A 20,332-nucleotide genomic window follows, 5' to 3' on the forward strand; every position below is an offset into this window, starting at 1 on the left:
CTCCATAAAACTTTTAAGGGAGTTGTAGATCATGTCAGAACGTTTGAATACAGAAGAATTAAGTATTGGGTATGCAGAGGCTACTATAGTTAAAGGATTGAACTTGTCTATCCCTACGGGAAAAATCACTGCACTAGTAGGTGCTAACGGCTCCGGTAAATCTACAATCCTCAAAACGATGGCCCGGATTATGAAGCCGAAGAGTGGCACCGTAATGCTGGACGGCAAATCGATCCATAACTTTTCAACTAAAGAGGTTGCTAGGCAGCTAGCGATTCTACCGCAGAACCCAACGGCTCCTGACGGTCTGACGGTATCTGAGCTGGTCAGCTACGGTCGTTTCCCTCATCAAAAGGGATTTGGCACGATGACCGCTGAGGATCGCAACATCATCTCCAACGCCATCTCTGTTACGGGCATGGAATCTTTTCATGATCGCCCTATTGACCGTCTCTCAGGTGGACAACGTCAACGCGCATGGATCGCTATGGCGTTAGCTCAAGAAACAGATATTTTATTCCTTGACGAGCCTACAACCTTCCTAGATATGGCGCATCAGCTCGAAGTTCTCCAGCTATTGCAAAAGCTGAATGAGGAAGAAGGCCGTACCATCATCATGGTCGTGCATGATTTGAATCATGCTACTCGTTATGCGCAGCATATGGTAGCGATTAAGTCCGGTACTGTGGTTAGCGAAGGCTCACCTACTGAGGTTATGACACCAGATGTATTGCGGGAAGTGTTTGGAATTGAAGCGGATATCGTTCCGGATCCACGTACGGGTGTGCCACTGTGTCTTCCTTACGAGCTTGCTGCCTATAAAGCTGTGTAATTTTATCATCTAAAATCATACAACGAACAGGCTCCCGTCATTGACAAGGGAGCCTGTTCGTTGTTACAGTTGTGGTTGCCTACAATTTCATAATAACTCTTTAAAATAGATCAAGGACCATCATTTATACATGGTTAAAGGAGCATAAAAACATGAATATTGACAAAATTCAAGATGACCTAGAGCAGTTAATGACTGCAGGAATAGTGAAAAGTCATGAGAATTTAAAAGATCACGTGTACACTAAAATGGGCGGCAAAGCTGATATTTTGGCTGCACCAGCTACTTATGATGAAATTCAAAAGATCGTTACATATGCAGAACAAAATGGGATAACCCTTACGGTACTTGGGAATGGCTCCAATGTGATTATCCGTGATGGAGGTGTACGTGGGATCGTTCTGCAAACGGCAGGACTGACCGAAATGGGAATTCGCGACAATCTCTTATATGCGCAATGTGGTGCCAAAATAATTGATGTTTCCAGATATGCACTTGATAAGGAGCTTACGGGTCTTGAGTTCGCCTGTGGCATTCCAGGAACAGTTGGTGGAGCGCTCTATATGAACGCAGGTGCTTATGGCGGTGAGATCAAAGATGTCCTGCATAGTGCACTAGCTATAAATAAGAACGGGCAATTGGTAACTCTGCAAGGTGATGAGCTGCAATGGGGTTACAGAAAAAGCGTGTTCGCAAGCGGTGAGTACATTGTACTTGAGGCCAAATTTGCTATGACTTCCGGTGATGTTTTAACGATCAAGGCAAAAATGGATGAACTAACTTATTTACGTGAATCGAAGCAACCGCTTGAGTATCCATCCTGTGGGAGTGTATTTAAGCGGCCTCCAGGCCGTTTTGCAGGTCAGTTAATTCAAGAGAGCGGCTTACAGGGTACAAGAATCGGCGGTGCTGAGGTATCCAAGAAGCATGCGGGATTTATTGTGAATGCAGATAATGCAACAGCCAGTGATTACATCGGGCTAATCCACCATGTAAGAGCGACTGTGAAGGATAAATTCGGTGTAGAGCTGGAAACTGAAGTGGAGATCATTGGAGAAGAATAAATGATAAGCAAAAAGAGCCCGCAATCGCTGTGGGCTCTTTTTGCTTATCATAATCATGTTCGTTTAATCTACTGAAAGGGTGTAATTAGCTCTGTCCGTAGTTATTTCTGCCTTGCGGTCGGCTAAGTCTACGATTTGAAGACCTTCAACAGCTAAATCATAAGTGGATTGTGGCAGGGATACCAGTTCACCATCGGCGTTAAGTGTGCTGCCGAAACCTCTTAATATCAGTGCACTTCCAAGATATTCATCAATAACATCGTCTGCACTCCGGAAATCTACGGACTCTAAATTGAAATGAACTTTATCCAAATCACGAAGTTCTTTCTTTTCAATAGCGATTGTTTCATTCAAATGATTGTTAAGCCAATCCATAAGCTGCTGTATACTTTGTTCCATAAAATGCTCCCACCCTTAGCTCGAAGATTATTATGAATAAGTTACCCTTTTCTTAGGATTTGAATCCTTTTTTTTGCCGCATCTTAATTAACCATATGAATAATTCATGTCATTAAAAAGAAATCCACAATCAAATTGGCATTGGTTTTGAGCTTCCTAATCTCTACATACGCAGGTCTATCCACGTTAATCTGGAGTGATTTGCTGATCTGTATAAGGTAACAGTAAAGAGTAGAACTTGTCAGGAGCGGGCTACCCATGGTATAGTTCAAGACGCAATATGCTTTATGCTTTAAGAAGAAGTCTGCACTAAAGTTGTGCAGGAGAGGTTCGCGAACTCCCTCTATAAAAAACTAAGAATATATTAAACAGTACAAGCGGTTGCTGTCCTTTATCCGGACGTTGCTTCCGTTTCTTCTTAGTGGAGCCAAGTTTTCGAAATCTCGTTCTTCTTTCCATTACCGGCCAAGGCCGAAGGAAAAGAGAGGGGTTTTTTGTCGTGTCAGAAGGAAGATTGAAAGAGGAAATGCAAGAAGTTACTTTGCTTGGTAATCAGGGAACACAGTACAAGTTTGGTTATGATCCAGACATTCTGGAGGTGTTTGATAACAAACATCCCGGACGTGATTATTTTGTTAAATTCAACTGCCCTGAGTTCACTAGCTTGTGTCCTGTAACGGGTCAGCCGGATTTTGCCACGCTGTATATTTCGTATATTCCTGAACAAAAAATGGTGGAATCCAAATCATTAAAGCTGTATCTGTTTAGCTTCCGCAACCATGGTGACTTTCATGAGGACTGTGTCAACATTATTATGAATGAACTGATCTCACTGATGGATCCGCGTTACATTGAGGTATGGGGCAAGTTCACTCCGCGCGGAGGCATTTCAATTGATCCTTATTGCAACTATGGAAGACCGGGTACGAAGTATGAGGCGATGGCGGAACACCGCTTAATCAATCACGACCTCTATCCAGAAAAAGTGGACAACCGCTAAATTCCAACTTGTGATAAGGAGAGATTCATATGAACAAAAAAGCACTCGTCGTATTCAGCGGCGGACAAGATAGCACCACTTGCCTGGTTTGGGCATTGCAGCAGTATGAGGAAGTGCAGGTAGTTACCTTCAACTATAATCAACGTCATGCGGCTGAAATCGAAGTTGCAACAGAGATAGCAGCTAAGTTTAATGTAAAACAGCATATTCTTGATCTGGGGCTGCTTAATCAGCTGGCACCCAATGCACTTACCCGTCAGGATATAGATATCGTGGCTGGGGAAGGGGATGAGCTTCCAAGTACTTTCGTCGATGGACGGAATTTGTTGTTTTTATCTTTTGCCGCTATATTAGCTAAACAACTGGGGTACTCCCATATCGTCACTGGGGTTTGCCAAACGGACTTTAGCGGTTATCCGGACTGCCGTGATGTTTTTGTGAAATCATTGAATGTTACGCTGAACTTATCTATGGACTATGAGTTTGCGATCCACACTCCCCTAATGTGGCTGGATAAAAAAGAAACGTGGAAAATGGCCGATCAACTGGGGTATTTTGATTATGTTCGCGAACACACACTGACCTGTTACAACGGTATTATTGGCAGTGGCTGCGGTACTTGTCCAGCCTGTCTATTGCGTCAGCGTGGTCTTGAGCAATATGAGGCGGAGAGAATGGAGGCCGGTTCTTAATGCTTAACGAGGTTTCAGTCTGCAAAATATTTACGTTCGATGCGGCACACCAGTTAGTGGGACACAAAGGGAAATGCAGCAATCTGCACGGACATACTTATAAGCTCGAAGTAGTGCTTAAGGGCAAACCTATGGCCGCGGAAGGCCACTCGGATGAAGGCTTCGTCATTGATTTTAGCGATATCAAAATGACAGTACAACAAAGCCTTGTAGATCGTTTAGATCACGCTTTTCTTGCTATGGGAAATGAACCTGTGTTAGAGACGTTAACGAATACGGGCTCCAAAGTAGCCTTATTGTCTTTCCGCACCACAGTGGAGAATATGTCTTCATATATTGCCTACAAGCTTAAGCAAGCAGGGTTGCCTTTATACTCGGTAAAGCTATGGGAGACTCCAACCTCTTGGGCAGAGGTGCTGGCTGAAGACGTTCCGGATGAAGGGCCATCCTACCGTTTGTATGGAGGCTGTGACTGTGAGTAAGATTCCTGTAATTGAAATGTTCGGTCCAACTATTCAAGGCGAAGGTGCGGTAATTGGAGTGAAGACGATGTTTGTCCGCACCTATGGCTGCGATTATCGCTGCGGCTGGTGTGACTCCGCTTTTACTTGGGATGGTACGGCTAAGAATAAGGTTCGCATGATGGAAGCAGAAGAAATCATAAATGAATTATTGGCGTTAGCTGGCGATAATTTCGACTGTGTTACGATTTCAGGCGGTAATCCTGCCTTGATTGGTGAAGGAATGGGTACCTTCATCAGTCTGCTTCATGAGCGTGGAATAAAAGCAGCGATAGAAACTCAGGGGAGTAAATGGCAGGATTGGTTCAATGACGTGGATGTGCTGACAATCAGCCCTAAACCCCCAAGCTCAGGAATGACAACGAATTGGGAAATGTTAGATAACATCATGAGTAAGATGGAGAAACTGGGTCGTTCTACGCATAGCTTGAAGGTCGTAGTGTTTGATGATAATGATTTTGATTATGCGAAAAACGTTCACCAGCGATATCCGAATGTGCAGCTCTTTCTGCAGCCTGGTAATGATGATGTCACGGAAGAGGGCAACATTTCTGCTCGACTTCTGGGAAGGCTGGAGTGGTTGTTTAATAAAGTAATCGTGGATTCGGATATGAACAAGGTTCGTGTACTTCCACAGCTGCATGCATTGATCTGGCATAATAAGCGTGGCAAATAAAAGATTGATGAAATCGTCCGGGTATCTGCTTACAGATGCTCGGTTTTTATTTTTAACATTTGTAACTTCTAGTAGGTAGATAGTCTGTCCCAGTTTCTGGTATGATTTTGAAAAAAGCTCTTGGAGGTTATTCATTTGGAACAATCAACAGCATTATTAATTATCGATGTTCAAGAAGCCATGTTCTCCTATGAACTAAAGCTGTACGATGAAGAGGGTGTGATGGACAGGATTGTCTCCCTTCAGCAAAAAGCTCGATTAGCAGGTACTCCTATTGTGTATATTCAACATACCGAAGATGAGGAGTACACAAAAGGTACACCCACTTGGCAGATCAGTCACCGCATCACACCGCAGGAAGGCGAAGTTATCGTTGAGAAGCCTACTTGGGATGCTTTTCACCGAACGGAATTGCAAGATGAACTCCAAAAGCTCGGGATCACGAATCTGGTGATCTGTGGGATGCAAAGTGAATTCTGTCTGGATACGACAATAAGACGCGCATACAGCATGGGATATAAAAGTGTACTGGTTTCAGATGCTCATAGCACCTTTGATAATGGGGTTCTGAGTAGTAGGGAGATCGTTAAGCATCATAATGCGATAATTGGAGGTAGATTCGCCCAGTTACGAGCTGAAAGCGAGGTTCAGTTCTAGATGAATACACCCCAGGCTGCCATGAAGCCTATTCAGCGTTCTCGCCTTAGATTGTTTGCTGGCAAACGATATTTTATTTGGAAAAGATATTTGAAATGGTACACTGGACGAAGCAAAATAGCGAAGCAGCGTACGGATGAAACATTATCTTATGCAGCTATGACTCATGCTACCCCGTTATTAAGAAGTCTTCGGAATGTAGATATGCTGCTTCAATACAATAAAATTACTAACTTACGGCTGGCAATTGCGAAGCTGGATGGACTTGTTGTGCAGCCGGGGGAGACTTTTTCCTACTGGAGAAGTATTGGTAAGCCCACTAAACGAAAAGGGTATCTGGAGGGTATGGTGCTTCATTATGGTGGTTTTCATTCCGGGGTTGGAGGAGGCTTATGCCAGTTGTCTAATCTGATCTATTGGATGGCACTGCACACACCACTTACCGTTATTGAACGGCATCGTCACAGCTATGATGTATTTCCAGATGAACAACGTACACAACCTTTTGGAAGCGGGGCGACCTGTTCTTATAACTATTTGGATCTTCAATTGAAAAATAACACCGCTCAAACGTATCAACTAAAGCTCTGGCTGGACGATAGCCATTTACACGGGGAATGGAGATGCAATGAGCAGGCGCTTTATGATTATGAAGTATACGAAAGTGATCATAGGATTAGTCTAGAGCCTTGGGGCGGATATATACGCAGTAATAAGATCAGTCGAAAAGTATATACCCGATCTGGAGATCTAATTGGAGATGAAGCTGTAACTGATAATTACGCACTGATGATGTATTCTCCGCTTCTTCATGGATAAGAGGTTAGGGCTTAGGGATATAACATAGAAAGGTATGAACGTTATATCTCTAGACCATCTCCAAAGGAGCGGATTAACAGCATGAAAGCACTAACCTACCAAGGGAAGAAAAAAGTGAAAGTTAAAGAAGTAGCTGATCCGAAGCTTGAGAAAAAAGATGACATTCTTGTTCGGATTACCACTACGGCGATTTGTGGCTCGGATCTGCACATTTATAACGGAGAAATTCCAGGTATGCATGATGATTATGTTATTGGTCATGAGCCGATGGGGATTGTTGAGGAAGTGGGACCTGACGTAACTAGAGTCAAAAAAGGTGACCGAGTCATCATCCCCTTTAATGTCGCCTGTGGGCAGTGTTTTTTCTGCCAGCATGAGATGGAGAGCCAATGCGACAATGCTAATGACGCCAAGGACACAGGCGGTTATCTTGGTTATTCCGATACTTATGGCGGTTTTGCTGGCGGACAAGCTGAATTGCTGCGGGTACCTTATGGTAATTTTGGGCCTTTTGTAGTTCCGGAGGATGCAGAAATGGAAGATGAGAAAATTCTTTTCTTATCTGATATTGTGCCTACTGCTTGGTGGGGAATAGAAAGCGGGGGAGTGAAGCCGGGAGATACGGTCATTGTTCTCGGCTGCGGGCCCGTGGGACTGCTAACTCAAAAGTTTGCCTGGATCAAAGGAGCCTCTAGAGTCATTGCTGTTGACCATATCGGCTACCGATTGCAACATGCGAAGCTGACCAATAATGTTGAAGTTTATAACTTCGAAGAGATCAAGGACATTGGGGCTCATTTGAAGGAGATCACTCATGGGGGCGCAGATGTGGTTATTGACTGTGTGGGTCTAGATGCCAAAATATCTGCCTTGGAGAAAGTGGAAACGGTTCTGAAGCTGCAAGGGGGCTCGCTCAGTGCATTCAGAATGGCCGCGGATATCGTACGTAAATTCGGAACCATCCAGCTTGTAGGGGTCTATGGACTTAATTACAATATGTTCCCGCTGGGTCAGCTATTTGAACGAAACATCACATTAAAGATGGGACAAGCGCCGGTGATTCACTATATGCCGTTGCTGTATAAGATGATTAAAGAAAATAAATTTGATCCTACAGATATCATTACGCATCGCCTGCCAATTAGTAAAGCGGAGCATGGCTATGACGTTTTTAGTGAGAAAAAAGAAGATTGCATCAAGGTTGTTCTGAAGCCCTAGCCTTTTAAGAAGCATGAGCTTTCGTCAGAAATGACATTGCTTGTGCTTTTTTTAGTGAAATCTTATGAAAAAAGATGCATTTTTTCACGGTCTGCGTTAAATTAACATAAGTGACTTAAGATATTGAAAGGACGCGTAACATGTGAAACTTAAAAAACCGCCACTTCCGATTCCACTATTAATGTTGATAGGGATTGTGGCCATCTCTTTTTCCGCCATTTTTATTAAATGGTCTGATGCACCTGCATCTATACAAGGCATGTACAGATTATTATTTACCTCACTGCTGATGCTGCCTTTTGCAAGACCCTATAGTGGAGCTGCTTTTGCTCTAAGTAAAAAAGACTGGCTAATGCTCATCCTTTCAGGCGCAATGCTTGCGCTGCATTTTTTGCTATGGATGGGATCATTAAAGTATACTTCGGTAGCTAGTTCAACAATGATCATGGCGCTGGAGCCTGTATTTATTATGCTGGGTGTTTATTTTTTGTATAAGGAAAAGACAGCTCTGTCTGCTATTCTAGGGCTTGGCATTGCAATTGGCGGTGTCGTGTTTATCGGCTGGGGTGATATTGGAATCTCTGCAGATAATCTTAAAGGTGATCTATTATCGGTCGGAGGCACTGTCGCGGTAGCTGTACATATGCTGATCGGTCAAAAGCTAGTGGTGCGCATGCCCTCTTATTTATATAGCTTGATTGTCTTCTTGTCAGCCGCTGGCGTGTTCGCCGTATACAATCTGTTCATGGGGATTTCCTTTTTTAATTATCCGGCCAAGGAATGGGGAATCTTTGTATTGTTAGCAGTGGTGCCAACGGTGTTTGGCCATATTTTGTTTAATTGGTTACTACAATATGTATCTGCGACTACGGTTTCAATGAACATTTTAGGAGAACCAGTGGGTGCCAGTATCTTAGCGTATTTACTCTTGGGTGAACAGCTAACAACCTTACAATGGGCAGGTGGGCTGCTCGTTATGATTGGACTCGCAGTATATTTGTACGCGGGAAGAAGGAAAACTATCCGGATGGCTGATGCCATTCAGAATGCTTCATAACAGATATTTTACACATAAAGGGGTAGCAATGGATGGAAGAGCAGAATCAATATTCAAATAATCAGGCAGAAAAAAACGCTGTGCCAACAAGCGAAGAACTATGGAACGAAGATACTTATACCGCTTGGGTAACTCGGTTTGGTACACCGTCAGAAGCAGCTGCAAAATTAATAAAGGAACCAAGTGCAAAGCTTTACCCGCTCCTTTCTTTTTTTGGAGAGGTGAAGGGGAAGAAAATGATGAATTTAATGGGCTCAAACGGAATGAAGGCCGTGGCACTCTCATTACTAGGTGCGGAAGTAACGGTTGCTGACTTCTCGGAAGCCAATGCGCGATATGCGGCTGATCTTGCCCAAGAAGCAGGGGTACCACTAACCTATATCGTCTCAGATATTCTTAAGCTGCCAGAAGACGTCCTTGATGGTTCATATGACATCGTCTTCGCGGAGTTAGGAATTGTTCATTACTTTACCAACCTTACACTATTCATGGAAACAGCTCGCCGATTGCTTTCTCCTGGAGGCGTATTTGTACTCCGCGATTTTCATCCGGTAACGACCAAGCTTATTTCCTCGAAGGGATCTACTGCGAAGGTACGCAAACACAAAGTAAACGGAGATTATTTTGACTCATCATTGGAAGAGAAAAAGGTATCCTATTCCAAGTATTTGCCTTCCACAGGTAAACCAGCAGGTGAACAAGAGCATAGTGTTGTGTATTGGCGCCGCTGGACACTCGGAGAAATTGTAACCGCAGCAGCTAATAGCGGACTAGTGATCCGCCAATTAGTAGAAGAACCTAATCTATCTTCCGACGTGTATGATAAGGGAATTCCTAAGACCTTCACATTGGTGGCTGGAAATGGCGCAAGCCTGTAGGAGGGTTCGCAGACATGTGATTTTTAGGGTATAACATTTGTGCTGAACTGAGGTGCTCTCGGTTCAGTTTTTTTTGTGTAAAACATAAAATTTTAAACTTTTTTACGGAGATTATTCCATTACAATGGCAACTTATAGGGAATACAATGATTTTACATTCCGGATTGAAAGCGATTACTTTAAGGGTTAATGCATTCTCAAAGAATTTGAGGTGGATATCAAAATGAACGAAGTGTTGCTTCGTATGGAGGGAATCAACAAGTTTTTCCCAGGTGTTCATGCTTTGAATGAATGTCAATTTGAGCTGAAGCGTGGGGAAGTTCATGCGTTAGTAGGAGAAAATGGCGCTGGCAAGTCTACCCTTATGAAGATTGCGACAGGTGTCTATTCCAAGGATACTGGTCAAATGTGGTACAAGGGAAATGAAGTGGAGATTGTTAATACCCGTGAAGCACAGGAGCTTGGAATTAGTATCATCCATCAGGAATTGAATTTAATGCCTCATCTTACGGTCGCCCAGAACATTTACATTGGACGAGAGCCGCGAAAAGGTCTGAAATGGTTCGTTGATGATGTGGAGATGAACCGAAAAGTTCAGGTACTGTTTGATCAAATGAATCTGAAGCTGGATCCCAGAGTTTTGGTATCAGACCTGACCGTTGCTAATCAGCAAATGGTTGAAATCGCTAAAGCCTTGTCTTTCCAAGCCGAGGTATTGATCATGGATGAACCAACCGCCGCGTTAACAGATACAGAAATTAACGAGTTATTTCGAATGATTGAGCAGCTACGAGATAAAGGTGTGGGAATTATTTATATCTCTCACCGCATGGATGAATTGAAGCGAATTACAGACCGCATTACAGTTATGCGCGATGGTTGTTATGTTGATACCGTTCGTACCGATTCAATAACGATTGATCAGATCATCAGCATGATGGTTGGACGTGAATTATATCAAACGTCGAAACCAACGATTGCGAAACAGACTCAGCAAGTTGTCTTAGAAGTTCGGAATCTTTCTAGAGGGCATGCGTTCAAGGATATTAGCTTTCATCTGTATAAAGGTGAGATTTTGGGCTTCGCTGGTTTAATGGGAGCTGGACGTACCGAGGTTGTTCGTGCCGTATTTGGTGCCGATCCCATCGATGAGGGTGAAATTATGCTCCATGGAAAATCGGTTCGTATACGTCAGCCACATCAAGCGGTACAGCATGGTATTGGGTATTTGTCCGAAGACCGTAAACGTTTCGGACTGCTTGTGGATATGGATATCAGCATGAATAATGCGATTGCCTCCTTTTATAAATTCCGTAATTCATTTGGCTGGATGAAGGAGCGGGAGATGCGAAGCTCAGCGGAGCAGCATGTTGAAGCGCTAGCCACCAAAACTCCAAGTGTAGGTCAAAAGGTTAAGTTTCTGTCCGGAGGTAATCAACAGAAAGTGGTCATCGGCAAGTGGTTGACTAGAGACTGTGATGTACTCATCTTCGATGAGCCCACACGAGGTATTGATGTAGGCGCGAAAAGTGAAATTTATAAGCTGCTGGATCAGCTTGCGAGTCAAGGGAAGGCGATCATTATCATTTCTTCAGATCTTCCTGAGATTCTAAGAATGAGCCATCGGATTATCATTATGTGTGAAGGGCGTATAACAGGAGAACTCCCCGCAGAAGAAGCATCGCAGGAGGCGATTATGAAATATGCGACGAAACGTTCATAACTGTTCAAGAGTTAACCGGAGGTGTCAGGACTATGAAGATCGCGGATAAAGAGATTAGTCAGCCAGCGGGTATGAAGCAAACGGGAGGGCAATCCGGATTCAAACAAAAATTATTGGCATTTGCCAGTCTGATCATATTGGTCATCGTATTCTCTTTATCCTCCAGTAACTTTTTTCAATTCTCAAATCTTGTCGGAATTCTAGTTTCTACAGCTGTAATCGGAGTATTAGCGCTTGGAGCTACCTTTGTTATTATAACGGGTGGCATCGACCTCGCTCTGGGTACTGTAATGACATTCTCATCTGTTATGGTTGGAGTCATTATTACCTTCTGGGGTCTGCCCGTCCCGTTAGGCATTGTAGGTGGGATTCTGGCTGGAGCACTGTGCGGCTTCATCAGCGGTTTGATGGTGGCGAAGATGAACATCCCACCCTTCATCGCCACTCTGGCGATTATGATGGTCACCAAAGGCTTGTCGCTTGTCATCACAGGAGCCAAACCCATTTATTTCAACGATGATCCGATCTTCGCCAAGATCGCCATGGGTAAAATGATCCCCGGTATACCCAACACCATCGTTATCTTCTTATTACTCGGTATGATCGCAAGCATAATCTTGTCTAAGACGATTATTGGGCGTTACAACTTCGCACTTGGCAGTAATGAAGAAGCTACTCGCTTATCAGGTGTGAACACAGTCAAATGGAAGATTATTATCTATTCCATTACAGGGATCTTTAGCGGAATCGCAGGTATCCTGATGGCCTCACGTCTGAATTCAGCACAGCCATCACTGGGCACCGGTTATGAACTAGAGGCTATTGCGGCAGTGGTCATTGGCGGGACTTCCTTAAGTGGAGGTGTAGGTTCTATTCTAGGCACGATTATTGGCGCACTGATTATGAGTGTGCTGACGAATGGCTTGCAGATTATGTCTGTTGCTCAGGAATGGCGGACGGTCATTGTCGGTGTTGTAATCATCATTGCGGTTTACGCTGATATTCTACGCCGCCGTAAGCAATGAACTTGGTATGATCTCCATCCGGAGTGATATACAAAGCAAATGACGAGGGGGAAGATTCAAATGAAACTGCGTCGTAGAGGGTTTATCATGCTTGCCTGTCTGTTATTAGTCACTACATTGCTGAGTGCATGTAACAACAATGATAGTAGCAAGAGTGCATCCGGTTCAGACAAACCGTACATTCCAGTCATATCAAAAGGTTTCCAGCATCAATTCTGGCAAGCGGTGAAGCAAGGAGCAGAGAAAGCTGCTAAGGAATTTGATGTTGAGATTACCTTCGAAGGTCCAGAAAATGAGAGTCAGGTGGATAAACAAATTGAGATGCTGCAAACAGCTCTCGACAAGAAGCCAGCAGCAATTGCGCTAGCCGCACTAGACAGCAAGGCTGCGATTCCTTATCTAGAAAAGGCAAAGGAAAATAAGATTCCGGTCATCGGCTTCGACTCTGGTGTAGACAGTGATATCCCTGTAGCAACAGCAGCGACTAACAATAAAGCAGCAGCTGCTTTGGCCGCAGATAAAATGGCTGAACTGATTGGCAAGAAAGGTAAAGTGGGCCTTGTCATACATGACCAAACGAGCAGCACAGGGCAACAGCGTCGCGATGGCTTCTTGGAACAAATGAAAGCAAAATATCCGGATATTCAAGTGTTAGAGCCGCAATATGGGGGTGGAGATCAGTTAAAGTCCACAGACCTTGCGAAAGCGATGATGCAGGCAAATCCGGATCTGAAAGGAATCTATGGCTCTAACGAAGGTTCTGCTGTAGGTGTGGCTAATGCAGTAAATGAATTGCAAATGAATGGTAAGATCGTAGTCGTCGGCTTTGACTCTGGCAAGCAGTTGATGGATGCTATCCGCAGTGGTGTTGTGGCTGGCGCTGTTACACAAGACCCCATTGGTATTGGCTATCAAGCTGTGAAGGCAGCTGTGCAAGCGATTAAAGGGGAAGCGGTTGAAAAGAACATCGACACGGGGTTCCACTGGTATGATAAAAACAATATGGATTCTGATGAGATCAAACCTCTACTATACGAATAGAGTTTAATAATAGAGGTTGCCTCACGCAGGCGGCCTCTATTATGCTTATGCTGATAAGTTCAAAGTTGTGGAGGTGTTGGATGTACAAAATAATTCTGGTTGATGATGAAGATGAGGTTCGTGAAGGGATCAAACAGAAGATTACATGGAGTAAATATGGGTTTGAGCTGGTTGGTGATTTCGATAATGGCCGAGATGCGCTGGAAGCAATCGAGCAGCATCGGCCTGACGTAATTATTACTGATATTTGTATGCCTTTTATGGATGGACTGGGATTGGCCAGAGCTGTGATGGATAGGTACCGGGATATGAAGGTCATTATCGTCACTGGATATGAAGACTTCGAATATGCGAAGCAGGCCATAACACTGAAGGTGACTGAGTACTTATTAAAACCGATTAATGCACGTGAGTTTGCTGAATTTCTAAGTAAGATGAAGCAGGATTTAGATGAAGAGCATCTACAAAAAGCGAATTTAGTTAAGCTTCGTATGCAACTTAATCAGAGTCTTCCATTGCTGCGGGAACGATTTTTGGAGCAGCTGGTAACTACTCGAATGAAAAGCGAAGAAATCGAGAATAAATTGAGTTATTTTCATATTCAGTTACTGGGTCAAGTGTACCTTGCGCTCGTTATAGATATAGAACTTGAGAAACGAAGCCAGGACCTAGCTTTTGATGCAGAGCTACTGCGTTTCGGAGCCTTTAACATTGTTCAGGAGCAGCTTGAGAAAGAGCAAGACGGAGTGGTATTCCAGACGAGAGATGGAAAAATCGCTGCGATAAGATCCGGCAATTCAGAGACGTTAGAAGTAGCAACGCAGCTTCTTGCAGAGCAAGTCCAGAGTAGCTTAAATAAATATTTGAAGCTGTCATCAACCATAGGCATCGGTAGAAAATATAATACTTTGCAACAAATTCCACTATCCTTCCAAGAAGCGGTCTCCTCCATAGAATATCGTTACCTTTTAGGCATAGATAAAGTTATCTCCATACAGGATCTTGAGTTTGGCAAGGGATTGGATCAGGCGCATTTCACCTCATGGGAAAAGCAATTCATATCCGCTTTAAAGACAGGTAAAGCTTCTGCTGTATCGGAAATTCTATTGAAGTGGTTTCAGGAGCTTAAAAGTAATACCTCCTCTATAGAAGGCTGCCGTAGCAGCATCTATCAGCTGCTGGTTTCTTTGATGAACTATGTAGTCGACATCGGCTTCCCAAATACAGTAGTTGTTTCGCATAATATGTTTGCAGAGGTTGCTGCGCTTAAGACTTTAGATGAAGCTAGAAATTATTTGGAGAGGACTTGCCATGAGCTGATACTTAAACTATCGGCACAGAGAACAACGGTTCGGACTTCTCAGATGCAAGCCGCAGAAGCTTATATTCGCGAGAATTATTGTAATGACAGCTTTTCACTCAATGAGCTGTGTAGCCATATTTTTATGAGCATCAGTTATTTCAGTGCAACTTTTAAACAGCATACTGGAGAAACATTTATAGAATATCTGACTCGACTCCGTTTGGAAAAAGCAAAAGAACTCCTTACGGTCACACAGTTGAAGACATATGATATCGCTGCCAGAGTTGGTTATGCTGATCCACAGTATTTTAGTGTTATTTTCAAACGTAATGTAGGAAGCACACCGAAGGAATATCGACACCGGCAGAAGGAGAATCTCTCTCTATGAGATCACAGCGCTTTTTCCGCAGCCGAAGTATTCATACTAATATTGCTGTCTCCTTTTCACTTCTTATCCTCTGCACAACTATTGTCCTGACTTATACTTCCTATCGCCTGTCCTCAGCTGCAGTCAAGGGCAATTCTGTAGCCTACACTTCACAATTAATAGAACAAGTAAAACTGAATATCGAGAATTACATTGGCAATATGGAGAGCATAGCTGCTCTGGTGTTAACTAGCAGTGATCTAGAGAAATATATAAAAGGCTCGAAATTAGATGAAGAAGAGGCGCTTAAGGATAAACTGCTTGCCAGTCATTATCTCCGGTCAGTCGTTCAGTCCCGCTCGGATATTTCCTCTATATTATATGCAGGCTCAGATGGCATGACCGTTTCGGATCGACAGCATGCTGTTTTGAAACCGCTTCCTGAACTAATAGCTCAAGATTGGTATCAAAAAGCTATGAATCAACTAGACGTTGCAGTTTCTTCCTCTCATGTGCAGCACATCTTTCAAGATGAATACCGGTGGGTAGTGTCGATAAGCCGAAAGCTCTCGAATGCGAATGCTGTGACGGAAGCGGATCAACAAGGTGTACTGCTCGTAGATCTCAATTACAGTGTAATTAATAATCTATGTAAACAAATCGAACTGGGAAAACGCGGTTATGTTTTTATCGTCGATCCCGCAGGTAGCCTTGTCTATCATCCACAACAGCAGTTGATCTACTCCCAGCTCAAGTTCGAACAATTGGAGACGGTCCTTGGGATCAAAAATGGATCTGTTACGGTTAACACGGGGAATGACCAGAAACTGTACACTGTGGACACTACCAGCTTTGGCTGGAAAATAGTTGGAGTCACTTATCCGGATGATTTGGTCGCGAACAAGCAACGTATGCAAGGAACCGCCGCCTTATGGGGAGCAATTAGTTTGATTTTTGCTATGGCTATATCGATATTTCTCTCGTACGCACTGACCAAACCGCTGAAGAATTTGGAGCTGAATATGAAAAAAGCGGAACGTGGAGAGTTCGACATACGCGTAGAGATTGAGAGCACGAATGAAATCGGCAAGCTTGCTCGTACGTTTAATCTTATGATCATGAAGATTAAAGAGTTAATGGGTCAGATCGTCTTGGAGCAAGAGATGAAGCGTGTCAGTGAACTGAAGGCGCTGCAAGCGCAGATTAAACCTCACTTTTTGTACAATACACTTGATTCGATTATTTGGATGGCAGAGACAGGAAAGATGGAGGAAGTGGTGGAGATGACTTCATCTCTATCCAAGCTGCTCCGTTCAACAATTGGTGAGGGTGAGGAATTGATTCCGCTGGCCAAAGAATTAGAGCATATTCGGCACTATTTAACGATTCAGAACATGCGTTATCGTAATAAATTCACTTATTCCATAGAGATACAAGAAGATATCCTAACCTGCAGCATTTTAAAAATGGTACTTCAGCCTTTGGTTGAAAATGCGATCTATCACGGCATAAAACATAATCCTGAGCAAGGGCACATTCTGATCCGGGCAAGACAAGAACAGAACGATATTATCGTACAGATCATTGATGACGGTATTGGGATGGATGAAGAGCAGATGGGTAAGGTACTGCTGCAAAAATCAGATTTCAAGACTGGCAGCGGTGTAGGTGTCGCAAATGTGAACCATCGTGTCCAGCTGTATTTCGGTGTGAAATACGGTTTGTCTTTTACAAGCGAGATGGAGGAAGGAACGACGGCCACTTTACGAATACCTGTAATTTATGAGGAGGAGAGTCAATGAGCGCATTACGGTCAAAAATTGGCCTGTATACTCTGTTGCTGCTCTTCATTGTTACTTTGGGTTCATTAGCCTATCGTATGTTTGCAAATGAGCTTGACGCAAAGGTTAGGACCATTATTTATGTGCCCAAGACTATCGATAGCAGTATTGAATTCTGGGAAGTGATGAAACAAGGTGTGGCAACAGCGGCTAAGGAGTTCGGTGCAGAGGTTCGCACGGTTGGAACGGATACAGAGCTTGATGTAGATCAACAAATAGAACTGTTGGAGCAAGCAATTAAGGAGAAGCCTGACGCCATTATTTTATCTGCTACGGATTATTATCGCCTCATTCCAATCGCGGAAAAGATCAAATCAGCTGGCATTACGCTTATTACTGTAGATTCGGGCTTGAGCGGTGGTGTATCAGAGAGTTTTATTGCTACGGATAATTATGAAGCAGGACGTAAGGCAGGGCAGGAGTTAAGAAAATATATCGATCCAGAGGATAAAGTCGCCATCGTTAACTTTGTACAAGGCTCTGCGACAGCAATAGAGAGGGAAAGAGGAGCTCGTGACGCCCTTTTAGAAAATGGAGTTCATGATGTGCAGCCTACATTATACAGTGATGGTTCCGTGCGAAAAGCGTATCAGTTAACTATTGATTTGCTAAAGGACGAGCCAAATTTAAAGGGAATAATCGGTCTTAATGAACCTTCTACACTAGGTGCTGGGGAGGCGATTATGGATATGGGATTTCAGGACAAAGTGAAATTGTTTGGGTTCGACAATTCTAGCAATGAGGTGAAGCTCCTCGAAAAAGGGATTTTGCTTGGCACGGTCATGCAGAAGCCCTTTAATATGGGGTACTTAGCTGTGAAGACGGCGATTGAAGCTGTTGAGGGTGAGGAAGTGGAACAGATAATAGACACAGGCTCCGTGGTCATCACGAAGGAGAATATGTATTTAAGTGAAAATGAGAAATTAATGTTTCCTTTTATAGAATAAACAAAGGGTAGCTCCTTAAACCATTCGTGGATTTAGGAGCTACCCTTTGTTTAAGGGGTAAGAGACTCAACAAGGTCAACAAAGGATTGCTGCAACGGTGTTAAAATATGATCTTTACGCCAGCCGAGCACAAACCCGCCGCTTTCAGGCAAAATCCCTGGTAGGTTGGCATAGCTAAGCTTGCCTAGCTCAATCTCAGCTTTAACAGCCGCTTTAGAACATATGCCAACACAGTCACTCCCGCTAACTAGCTGCTTAATCACTTCTGGAGAATTCAACTCGGATCGGTTCCATAAACGGATTTGATTGAATTGTGCCCATTGATCGGCATACCCCCGTAAACAAGATCCTTGCTCATGCTGAATCCACGGCTCATTGGCAATTAGTTCAGGTGTTAATTTCTTTAGGTCTTCAAATGGATGACCAGGTGCAAAAATTAGGACAGGTTCATCACGGACAATAAGCTGAAAATCAAAAGATTCGTCCTGCCAATCCGAAGTATGTAAAATGGCCATCTGAATATCCCGACTACGGAGACGTTCACGTAACAAAGCATCGCTTTGAACAGTCAAGGAGTTGTTAATCCCCGGATAGAGTTTCATGAATTGGATTAACACATTAGGTAAAATATAAGTTGCAGGAATAAAACTGGCTTCCAGCTCTAATGTTCCTTTTGAGGGAGAAGAAAATTGTTTGACTGTACGCTCAGCTTCTGCTGTGAGGGAAACGATTTTGAGGGCGTATTGATAAAGGGCTCGCCCAGCATCCGTAAGCAGCACTCTTCCGCTGCGGTAAAGAAATAGAGGAGTTCCGAGCTCAGCCTCCAGATTCTTCATATGAAAAGAAACAGTAGGCTGTTTAAGGCCTAATTCTGCGGCTACATCGGTTACCTTTTTATATTTTTCAATCAGAACTACGATGTTCAATTTCATAATATTCATGACTTTCCTCCACATAATGCTAAGTTGGATTACAAATTATATCTCCATTATAGATTATATCTATACAGATATACACTTTATATTGGTATTTTTTTCGTTCACTTTACAAAGATAAGAAGTTTCTCTAACGAACGAGCTCTAGAATAAGAAGAGTCAGAGGGGCCAAGAAGTCCCGGACAACATATAACATATGCGTTTGATGAGCTTTTACAGTAACCATGCATATGGGGGCCAAGCTCCACAACACCATGTTAAAGCTTTCGAAGCCAGTTTGGTATGAACTGATCAGGGAGCCATGCTAACAAACCATTTAGGAGGAGACAAAACAATGCAATTCAAAAAATCATGGATCATGACTTTGGCTTTAACAAGCGTACTGGCACTATCGGCTTGCGGTAACGGCGGGGCAAACAACACAGGAGGAAACGCTGCAGCAACTAACGAAGGAAGCGGCGGCGCTGAAATAAGTGGTTCGATTCTGGCTTCAGGTTCAACAGCATTACAACCCTTGGTTGAGCTGGTAGCAGAGAATTTCATGGATAAAAACACTGGCGTGGACATTCAAGTTCAAGGCGGTGGCAGTGGTACTGGTCTTACTCAAGTTGCTGAGAAACAAGTAGATATCGGAAACTCTGACGTATTCGCAGAAGAAAAATTAAAAGATGCAGATGCAGAAAAAGCAGCAGCACTCGTAGATCATCAAGTAGCAGTAGTAGCGATCGCAGCAGTATCTCATCCTGATGCTGGTGTGGATAGCTTGACTAAACAACAACTGGTGGACATTTTCACTGGTAAAATCACTAACTGGTCTGAAGTAGGCGGAGCGGATCAAAAAATCCAAATCATCAACCGTCCAGGCAGCTCCGGTACTCGTGCAACCTTTGAAAGCTTTGCACTTGGAACCAAAACAGAAGATATCCCAGGTTCGATTCAAGAAGATTCCTCCGGTACGGTTAAGAAAATGATCGGTGAAACTCCAGGGGCAATCGGATACCTTGCTCTTTCTTACCTGGATGATTCCATTAAAACACTTAGTCTTGACGGTGTGGAAGCATCTGTTGATAATGTTGTTTCTGGTAAATACCCAGTGTGGGCTTACGAGCATATGTACACAAATGGTGAACCTAACGCGACAGTAAAAGCATTCCTCGACTTTTTCTTAACTGACGAAGTGCAAACTGGTGAAGTTGTTGAACTTGGATACATCCCAGCTGTTAAAATGCAAGTTGTTCGCGACGTTGCAGGAACTGTTACCGCTAAGTAATTAAATTCTAGGCAATGTTATTGATTAGAATCTCAAGTGATTAGAGGCGGATACATCTGCCTCTCTT

At 43.4% G+C, this 20,332-nt stretch carries 20 protein-coding genes and 1 riboswitch; of the genes, 18 read left to right on the forward strand and 2 right to left on the reverse strand.

The genetic code is table 11. The features are described from left to right. The first annotated feature begins 31 nt into the window (after window positions 1-31). Both MHH49_RS24670 and murB read left to right on the forward strand, forming a co-directional pair. Entirely contained in the window at window positions 32-832 is an 801-nt protein-coding gene (locus tag MHH49_RS24670) for an ABC transporter ATP-binding protein (RefSeq protein ID WP_036687549.1), read from the forward strand. A 152-nt stretch (window positions 833-984) separates the two neighbouring features. Then, window positions 985-1,896, forward strand: coding sequence for a UDP-N-acetylmuramate dehydrogenase (gene murB, locus MHH49_RS24675; protein ID WP_076106777.1), 912 nt, complete (start codon window positions 985-987; stop codon window positions 1,894-1,896). Window positions 1,897-1,959: 63 nt separating this feature from the next. Here the strand turns inward: murB and MHH49_RS24680 are convergent, their stop codons facing one another. Next, window positions 1,960-2,295, reverse strand: coding sequence for a hypothetical protein (locus MHH49_RS24680; protein ID WP_036687547.1), 336 nt, complete (start codon window positions 2,293-2,295; stop codon window positions 1,960-1,962). A 319-nt stretch (window positions 2,296-2,614) separates the two neighbouring features. After that, window positions 2,615-2,658: riboswitch (PreQ1 riboswitch) on the forward strand. 163 nt (window positions 2,659-2,821) lie between these two features. Here MHH49_RS24680 and queF point away from each other — a divergent pair. The 15 genes from queF to MHH49_RS24755 all read left to right on the forward strand — a co-directional run bounded on the left by queF (window position 2,822) and on the right by MHH49_RS24755 (window position 18,060). After that, complete coding sequence (gene queF / locus MHH49_RS24685; RefSeq protein WP_038574518.1) at window positions 2,822-3,295, forward strand: preQ(1) synthase; 474 nt, start codon at window positions 2,822-2,824, stop codon at window positions 3,293-3,295. A 29-nt stretch (window positions 3,296-3,324) separates the two neighbouring features. Continuing rightward, complete coding sequence (gene queC / locus MHH49_RS24690; RefSeq protein WP_036687545.1) at window positions 3,325-3,987, forward strand: 7-cyano-7-deazaguanine synthase QueC; 663 nt, start codon at window positions 3,325-3,327, stop codon at window positions 3,985-3,987. Beyond that, entirely contained in the window at window positions 3,987-4,469 is a 483-nt protein-coding gene (locus tag MHH49_RS24695; RefSeq protein ID WP_036687544.1) for a 6-pyruvoyl trahydropterin synthase family protein, read from the forward strand. Before queC ends, MHH49_RS24695 begins: the two co-directional genes overlap by 1 nt. Next, on the forward strand, window positions 4,462-5,184 hold the full coding sequence (gene queE, locus MHH49_RS24700; protein WP_038571434.1) for a 7-carboxy-7-deazaguanine synthase QueE: 723 nt from the start codon (window positions 4,462-4,464) through the stop codon (window positions 5,182-5,184). The genes MHH49_RS24695 and queE overlap by 8 nt, the downstream gene beginning before the upstream one ends. A gap of 135 nt (window positions 5,185-5,319) precedes the next feature. Beyond that, on the forward strand, window positions 5,320-5,841 hold the full coding sequence (locus tag MHH49_RS24705; protein ID WP_036687540.1) for a cysteine hydrolase family protein: 522 nt from the start codon (window positions 5,320-5,322) through the stop codon (window positions 5,839-5,841). Continuing rightward, window positions 5,842-6,660, forward strand: a complete 819-nt coding sequence (locus tag MHH49_RS24710) for a VanW family protein (RefSeq protein ID WP_038571429.1) — start codon at window positions 5,842-5,844, stop codon at window positions 6,658-6,660. It abuts the gene before it with no gap. A gap of 81 nt (window positions 6,661-6,741) precedes the next feature. Next, the gene (locus MHH49_RS24715; RefSeq protein ID WP_341138573.1) at window positions 6,742-7,878 is read left to right on the forward strand and encodes a zinc-dependent alcohol dehydrogenase; all 1,137 of its coding nucleotides are present in this window, start codon (window positions 6,742-6,744) and stop codon (window positions 7,876-7,878) included. Between the two features lie 142 nt (window positions 7,879-8,020). Beyond that, window positions 8,021-8,935 carry a DMT family transporter gene (locus MHH49_RS24720; protein WP_176462518.1) on the forward strand — a complete coding sequence of 305 codons (915 nt, stop codon included), beginning with the start codon at window positions 8,021-8,023 and terminating at the stop codon, window positions 8,933-8,935. 32 nt (window positions 8,936-8,967) lie between these two features. After that, window positions 8,968-9,813 carry a class I SAM-dependent methyltransferase gene (locus MHH49_RS24725; protein ID WP_076106768.1) on the forward strand — a complete coding sequence of 282 codons (846 nt, stop codon included), beginning with the start codon at window positions 8,968-8,970 and terminating at the stop codon, window positions 9,811-9,813. A gap of 223 nt (window positions 9,814-10,036) precedes the next feature. Further along, window positions 10,037-11,536 (forward strand): sugar ABC transporter ATP-binding protein, encoded by a 1,500-nt coding sequence (locus tag MHH49_RS24730; RefSeq protein WP_341138574.1) that lies wholly within the window; start codon window positions 10,037-10,039, stop codon window positions 11,534-11,536. Window positions 11,537-11,568: 32 nt separating this feature from the next. Beyond that, the gene (locus tag MHH49_RS24735; protein ID WP_051491519.1) at window positions 11,569-12,561 is read left to right on the forward strand and encodes an ABC transporter permease; all 993 of its coding nucleotides are present in this window, start codon (window positions 11,569-11,571) and stop codon (window positions 12,559-12,561) included. A gap of 60 nt (window positions 12,562-12,621) precedes the next feature. Next, on the forward strand, window positions 12,622-13,602 hold the full coding sequence (locus MHH49_RS24740; protein ID WP_340951222.1) for an ABC transporter substrate-binding protein: 981 nt from the start codon (window positions 12,622-12,624) through the stop codon (window positions 13,600-13,602). Window positions 13,603-13,682: 80 nt separating this feature from the next. Continuing rightward, a complete protein-coding gene (locus MHH49_RS24745) occupies window positions 13,683-15,293 on the forward strand; it encodes a response regulator (protein ID WP_341138575.1) in 1,611 nt (536 codons plus the stop codon). Beyond that, complete coding sequence (locus tag MHH49_RS24750) at window positions 15,290-17,074, forward strand: cache domain-containing sensor histidine kinase (protein ID WP_341138576.1); 1,785 nt, start codon at window positions 15,290-15,292, stop codon at window positions 17,072-17,074. The genes MHH49_RS24745 and MHH49_RS24750 overlap by 4 nt, the downstream gene beginning before the upstream one ends. Then, window positions 17,071-18,060: a substrate-binding domain-containing protein gene (locus MHH49_RS24755; protein ID WP_036687526.1), complete on the forward strand. Its 990-nt coding sequence runs from the start codon at window positions 17,071-17,073 to the stop codon at window positions 18,058-18,060. Before MHH49_RS24750 ends, MHH49_RS24755 begins: the two co-directional genes overlap by 4 nt. Window positions 18,061-18,110: 50 nt before the next feature. Here the strand turns inward: MHH49_RS24755 and MHH49_RS24760 are convergent, their stop codons facing one another. Then, window positions 18,111-19,001, reverse strand: coding sequence for a LysR family transcriptional regulator (locus tag MHH49_RS24760; protein WP_076223783.1), 891 nt, complete (start codon window positions 18,999-19,001; stop codon window positions 18,111-18,113). A gap of 328 nt (window positions 19,002-19,329) precedes the next feature. On the opposite strand from MHH49_RS24760, the gene MHH49_RS24765 reads away from it, so the two are divergent. Next, the gene (locus tag MHH49_RS24765) at window positions 19,330-20,265 is read left to right on the forward strand and encodes a phosphate ABC transporter substrate-binding protein PstS family protein (protein WP_076126671.1); all 936 of its coding nucleotides are present in this window, start codon (window positions 19,330-19,332) and stop codon (window positions 20,263-20,265) included. Window positions 20,266-20,332 lie beyond the last annotated feature (67 nt).

Source organism: Paenibacillus sp. FSL F4-0122, assembly GCF_038002845.1.
GTDB lineage: Bacteria > Bacillota > Bacilli > Paenibacillales > Paenibacillaceae > Paenibacillus_AQ > Paenibacillus_AQ odorifer.

What these genes read in the sequence shown, in the direction of transcription:
- MHH49_RS24670 (WP_036687549.1), top strand. Translation starts at nt 32, where the DNA reads ATGTCAGAACGTTTGAATACAGAAGAATTAAGTATTGGGTATGCAGAG.
- murB (WP_076106777.1), top strand. Translation starts at nt 985, where the DNA reads ATGAATATTGACAAAATTCAAGATGACCTAGAGCAGTTAATGACTGCA.
- MHH49_RS24680 (WP_036687547.1), bottom strand. Translation starts at nt 2,295, where the DNA reads ATGGAACAAAGTATACAGCAGCTTATGGATTGGCTTAACAATCATTTG.
- queF (WP_038574518.1), top strand. Translation starts at nt 2,822, where the DNA reads ATGCAAGAAGTTACTTTGCTTGGTAATCAGGGAACACAGTACAAGTTT.
- queC (WP_036687545.1), top strand. Translation starts at nt 3,325, where the DNA reads ATGAACAAAAAAGCACTCGTCGTATTCAGCGGCGGACAAGATAGCACC.
- MHH49_RS24695 (WP_036687544.1), top strand. Translation starts at nt 3,987, where the DNA reads ATGCTTAACGAGGTTTCAGTCTGCAAAATATTTACGTTCGATGCGGCA.
- MHH49_RS24710 (WP_038571429.1), top strand. Translation starts at nt 5,842, where the DNA reads ATGAATACACCCCAGGCTGCCATGAAGCCTATTCAGCGTTCTCGCCTT.
- MHH49_RS24715 (WP_341138573.1), top strand. Translation starts at nt 6,742, where the DNA reads ATGAAAGCACTAACCTACCAAGGGAAGAAAAAAGTGAAAGTTAAAGAA.
- MHH49_RS24725 (WP_076106768.1), top strand. Translation starts at nt 8,968, where the DNA reads ATGGAAGAGCAGAATCAATATTCAAATAATCAGGCAGAAAAAAACGCT.
- MHH49_RS24730 (WP_341138574.1), top strand. Translation starts at nt 10,037, where the DNA reads ATGAACGAAGTGTTGCTTCGTATGGAGGGAATCAACAAGTTTTTCCCA.
- MHH49_RS24735 (WP_051491519.1), top strand. Translation starts at nt 11,569, where the DNA reads ATGAAGATCGCGGATAAAGAGATTAGTCAGCCAGCGGGTATGAAGCAA.
- MHH49_RS24740 (WP_340951222.1), top strand. Translation starts at nt 12,622, where the DNA reads ATGAAACTGCGTCGTAGAGGGTTTATCATGCTTGCCTGTCTGTTATTA.
- MHH49_RS24745 (WP_341138575.1), top strand. Translation starts at nt 13,683, where the DNA reads ATGTACAAAATAATTCTGGTTGATGATGAAGATGAGGTTCGTGAAGGG.
- MHH49_RS24750 (WP_341138576.1), top strand. Translation starts at nt 15,290, where the DNA reads ATGAGATCACAGCGCTTTTTCCGCAGCCGAAGTATTCATACTAATATT.
- MHH49_RS24755 (WP_036687526.1), top strand. Translation starts at nt 17,071, where the DNA reads ATGAGCGCATTACGGTCAAAAATTGGCCTGTATACTCTGTTGCTGCTC.
- MHH49_RS24760 (WP_076223783.1), bottom strand. Translation starts at nt 19,001, where the DNA reads ATGAATATTATGAAATTGAACATCGTAGTTCTGATTGAAAAATATAAA.
- MHH49_RS24765 (WP_076126671.1), top strand. Translation starts at nt 19,330, where the DNA reads ATGCAATTCAAAAAATCATGGATCATGACTTTGGCTTTAACAAGCGTA.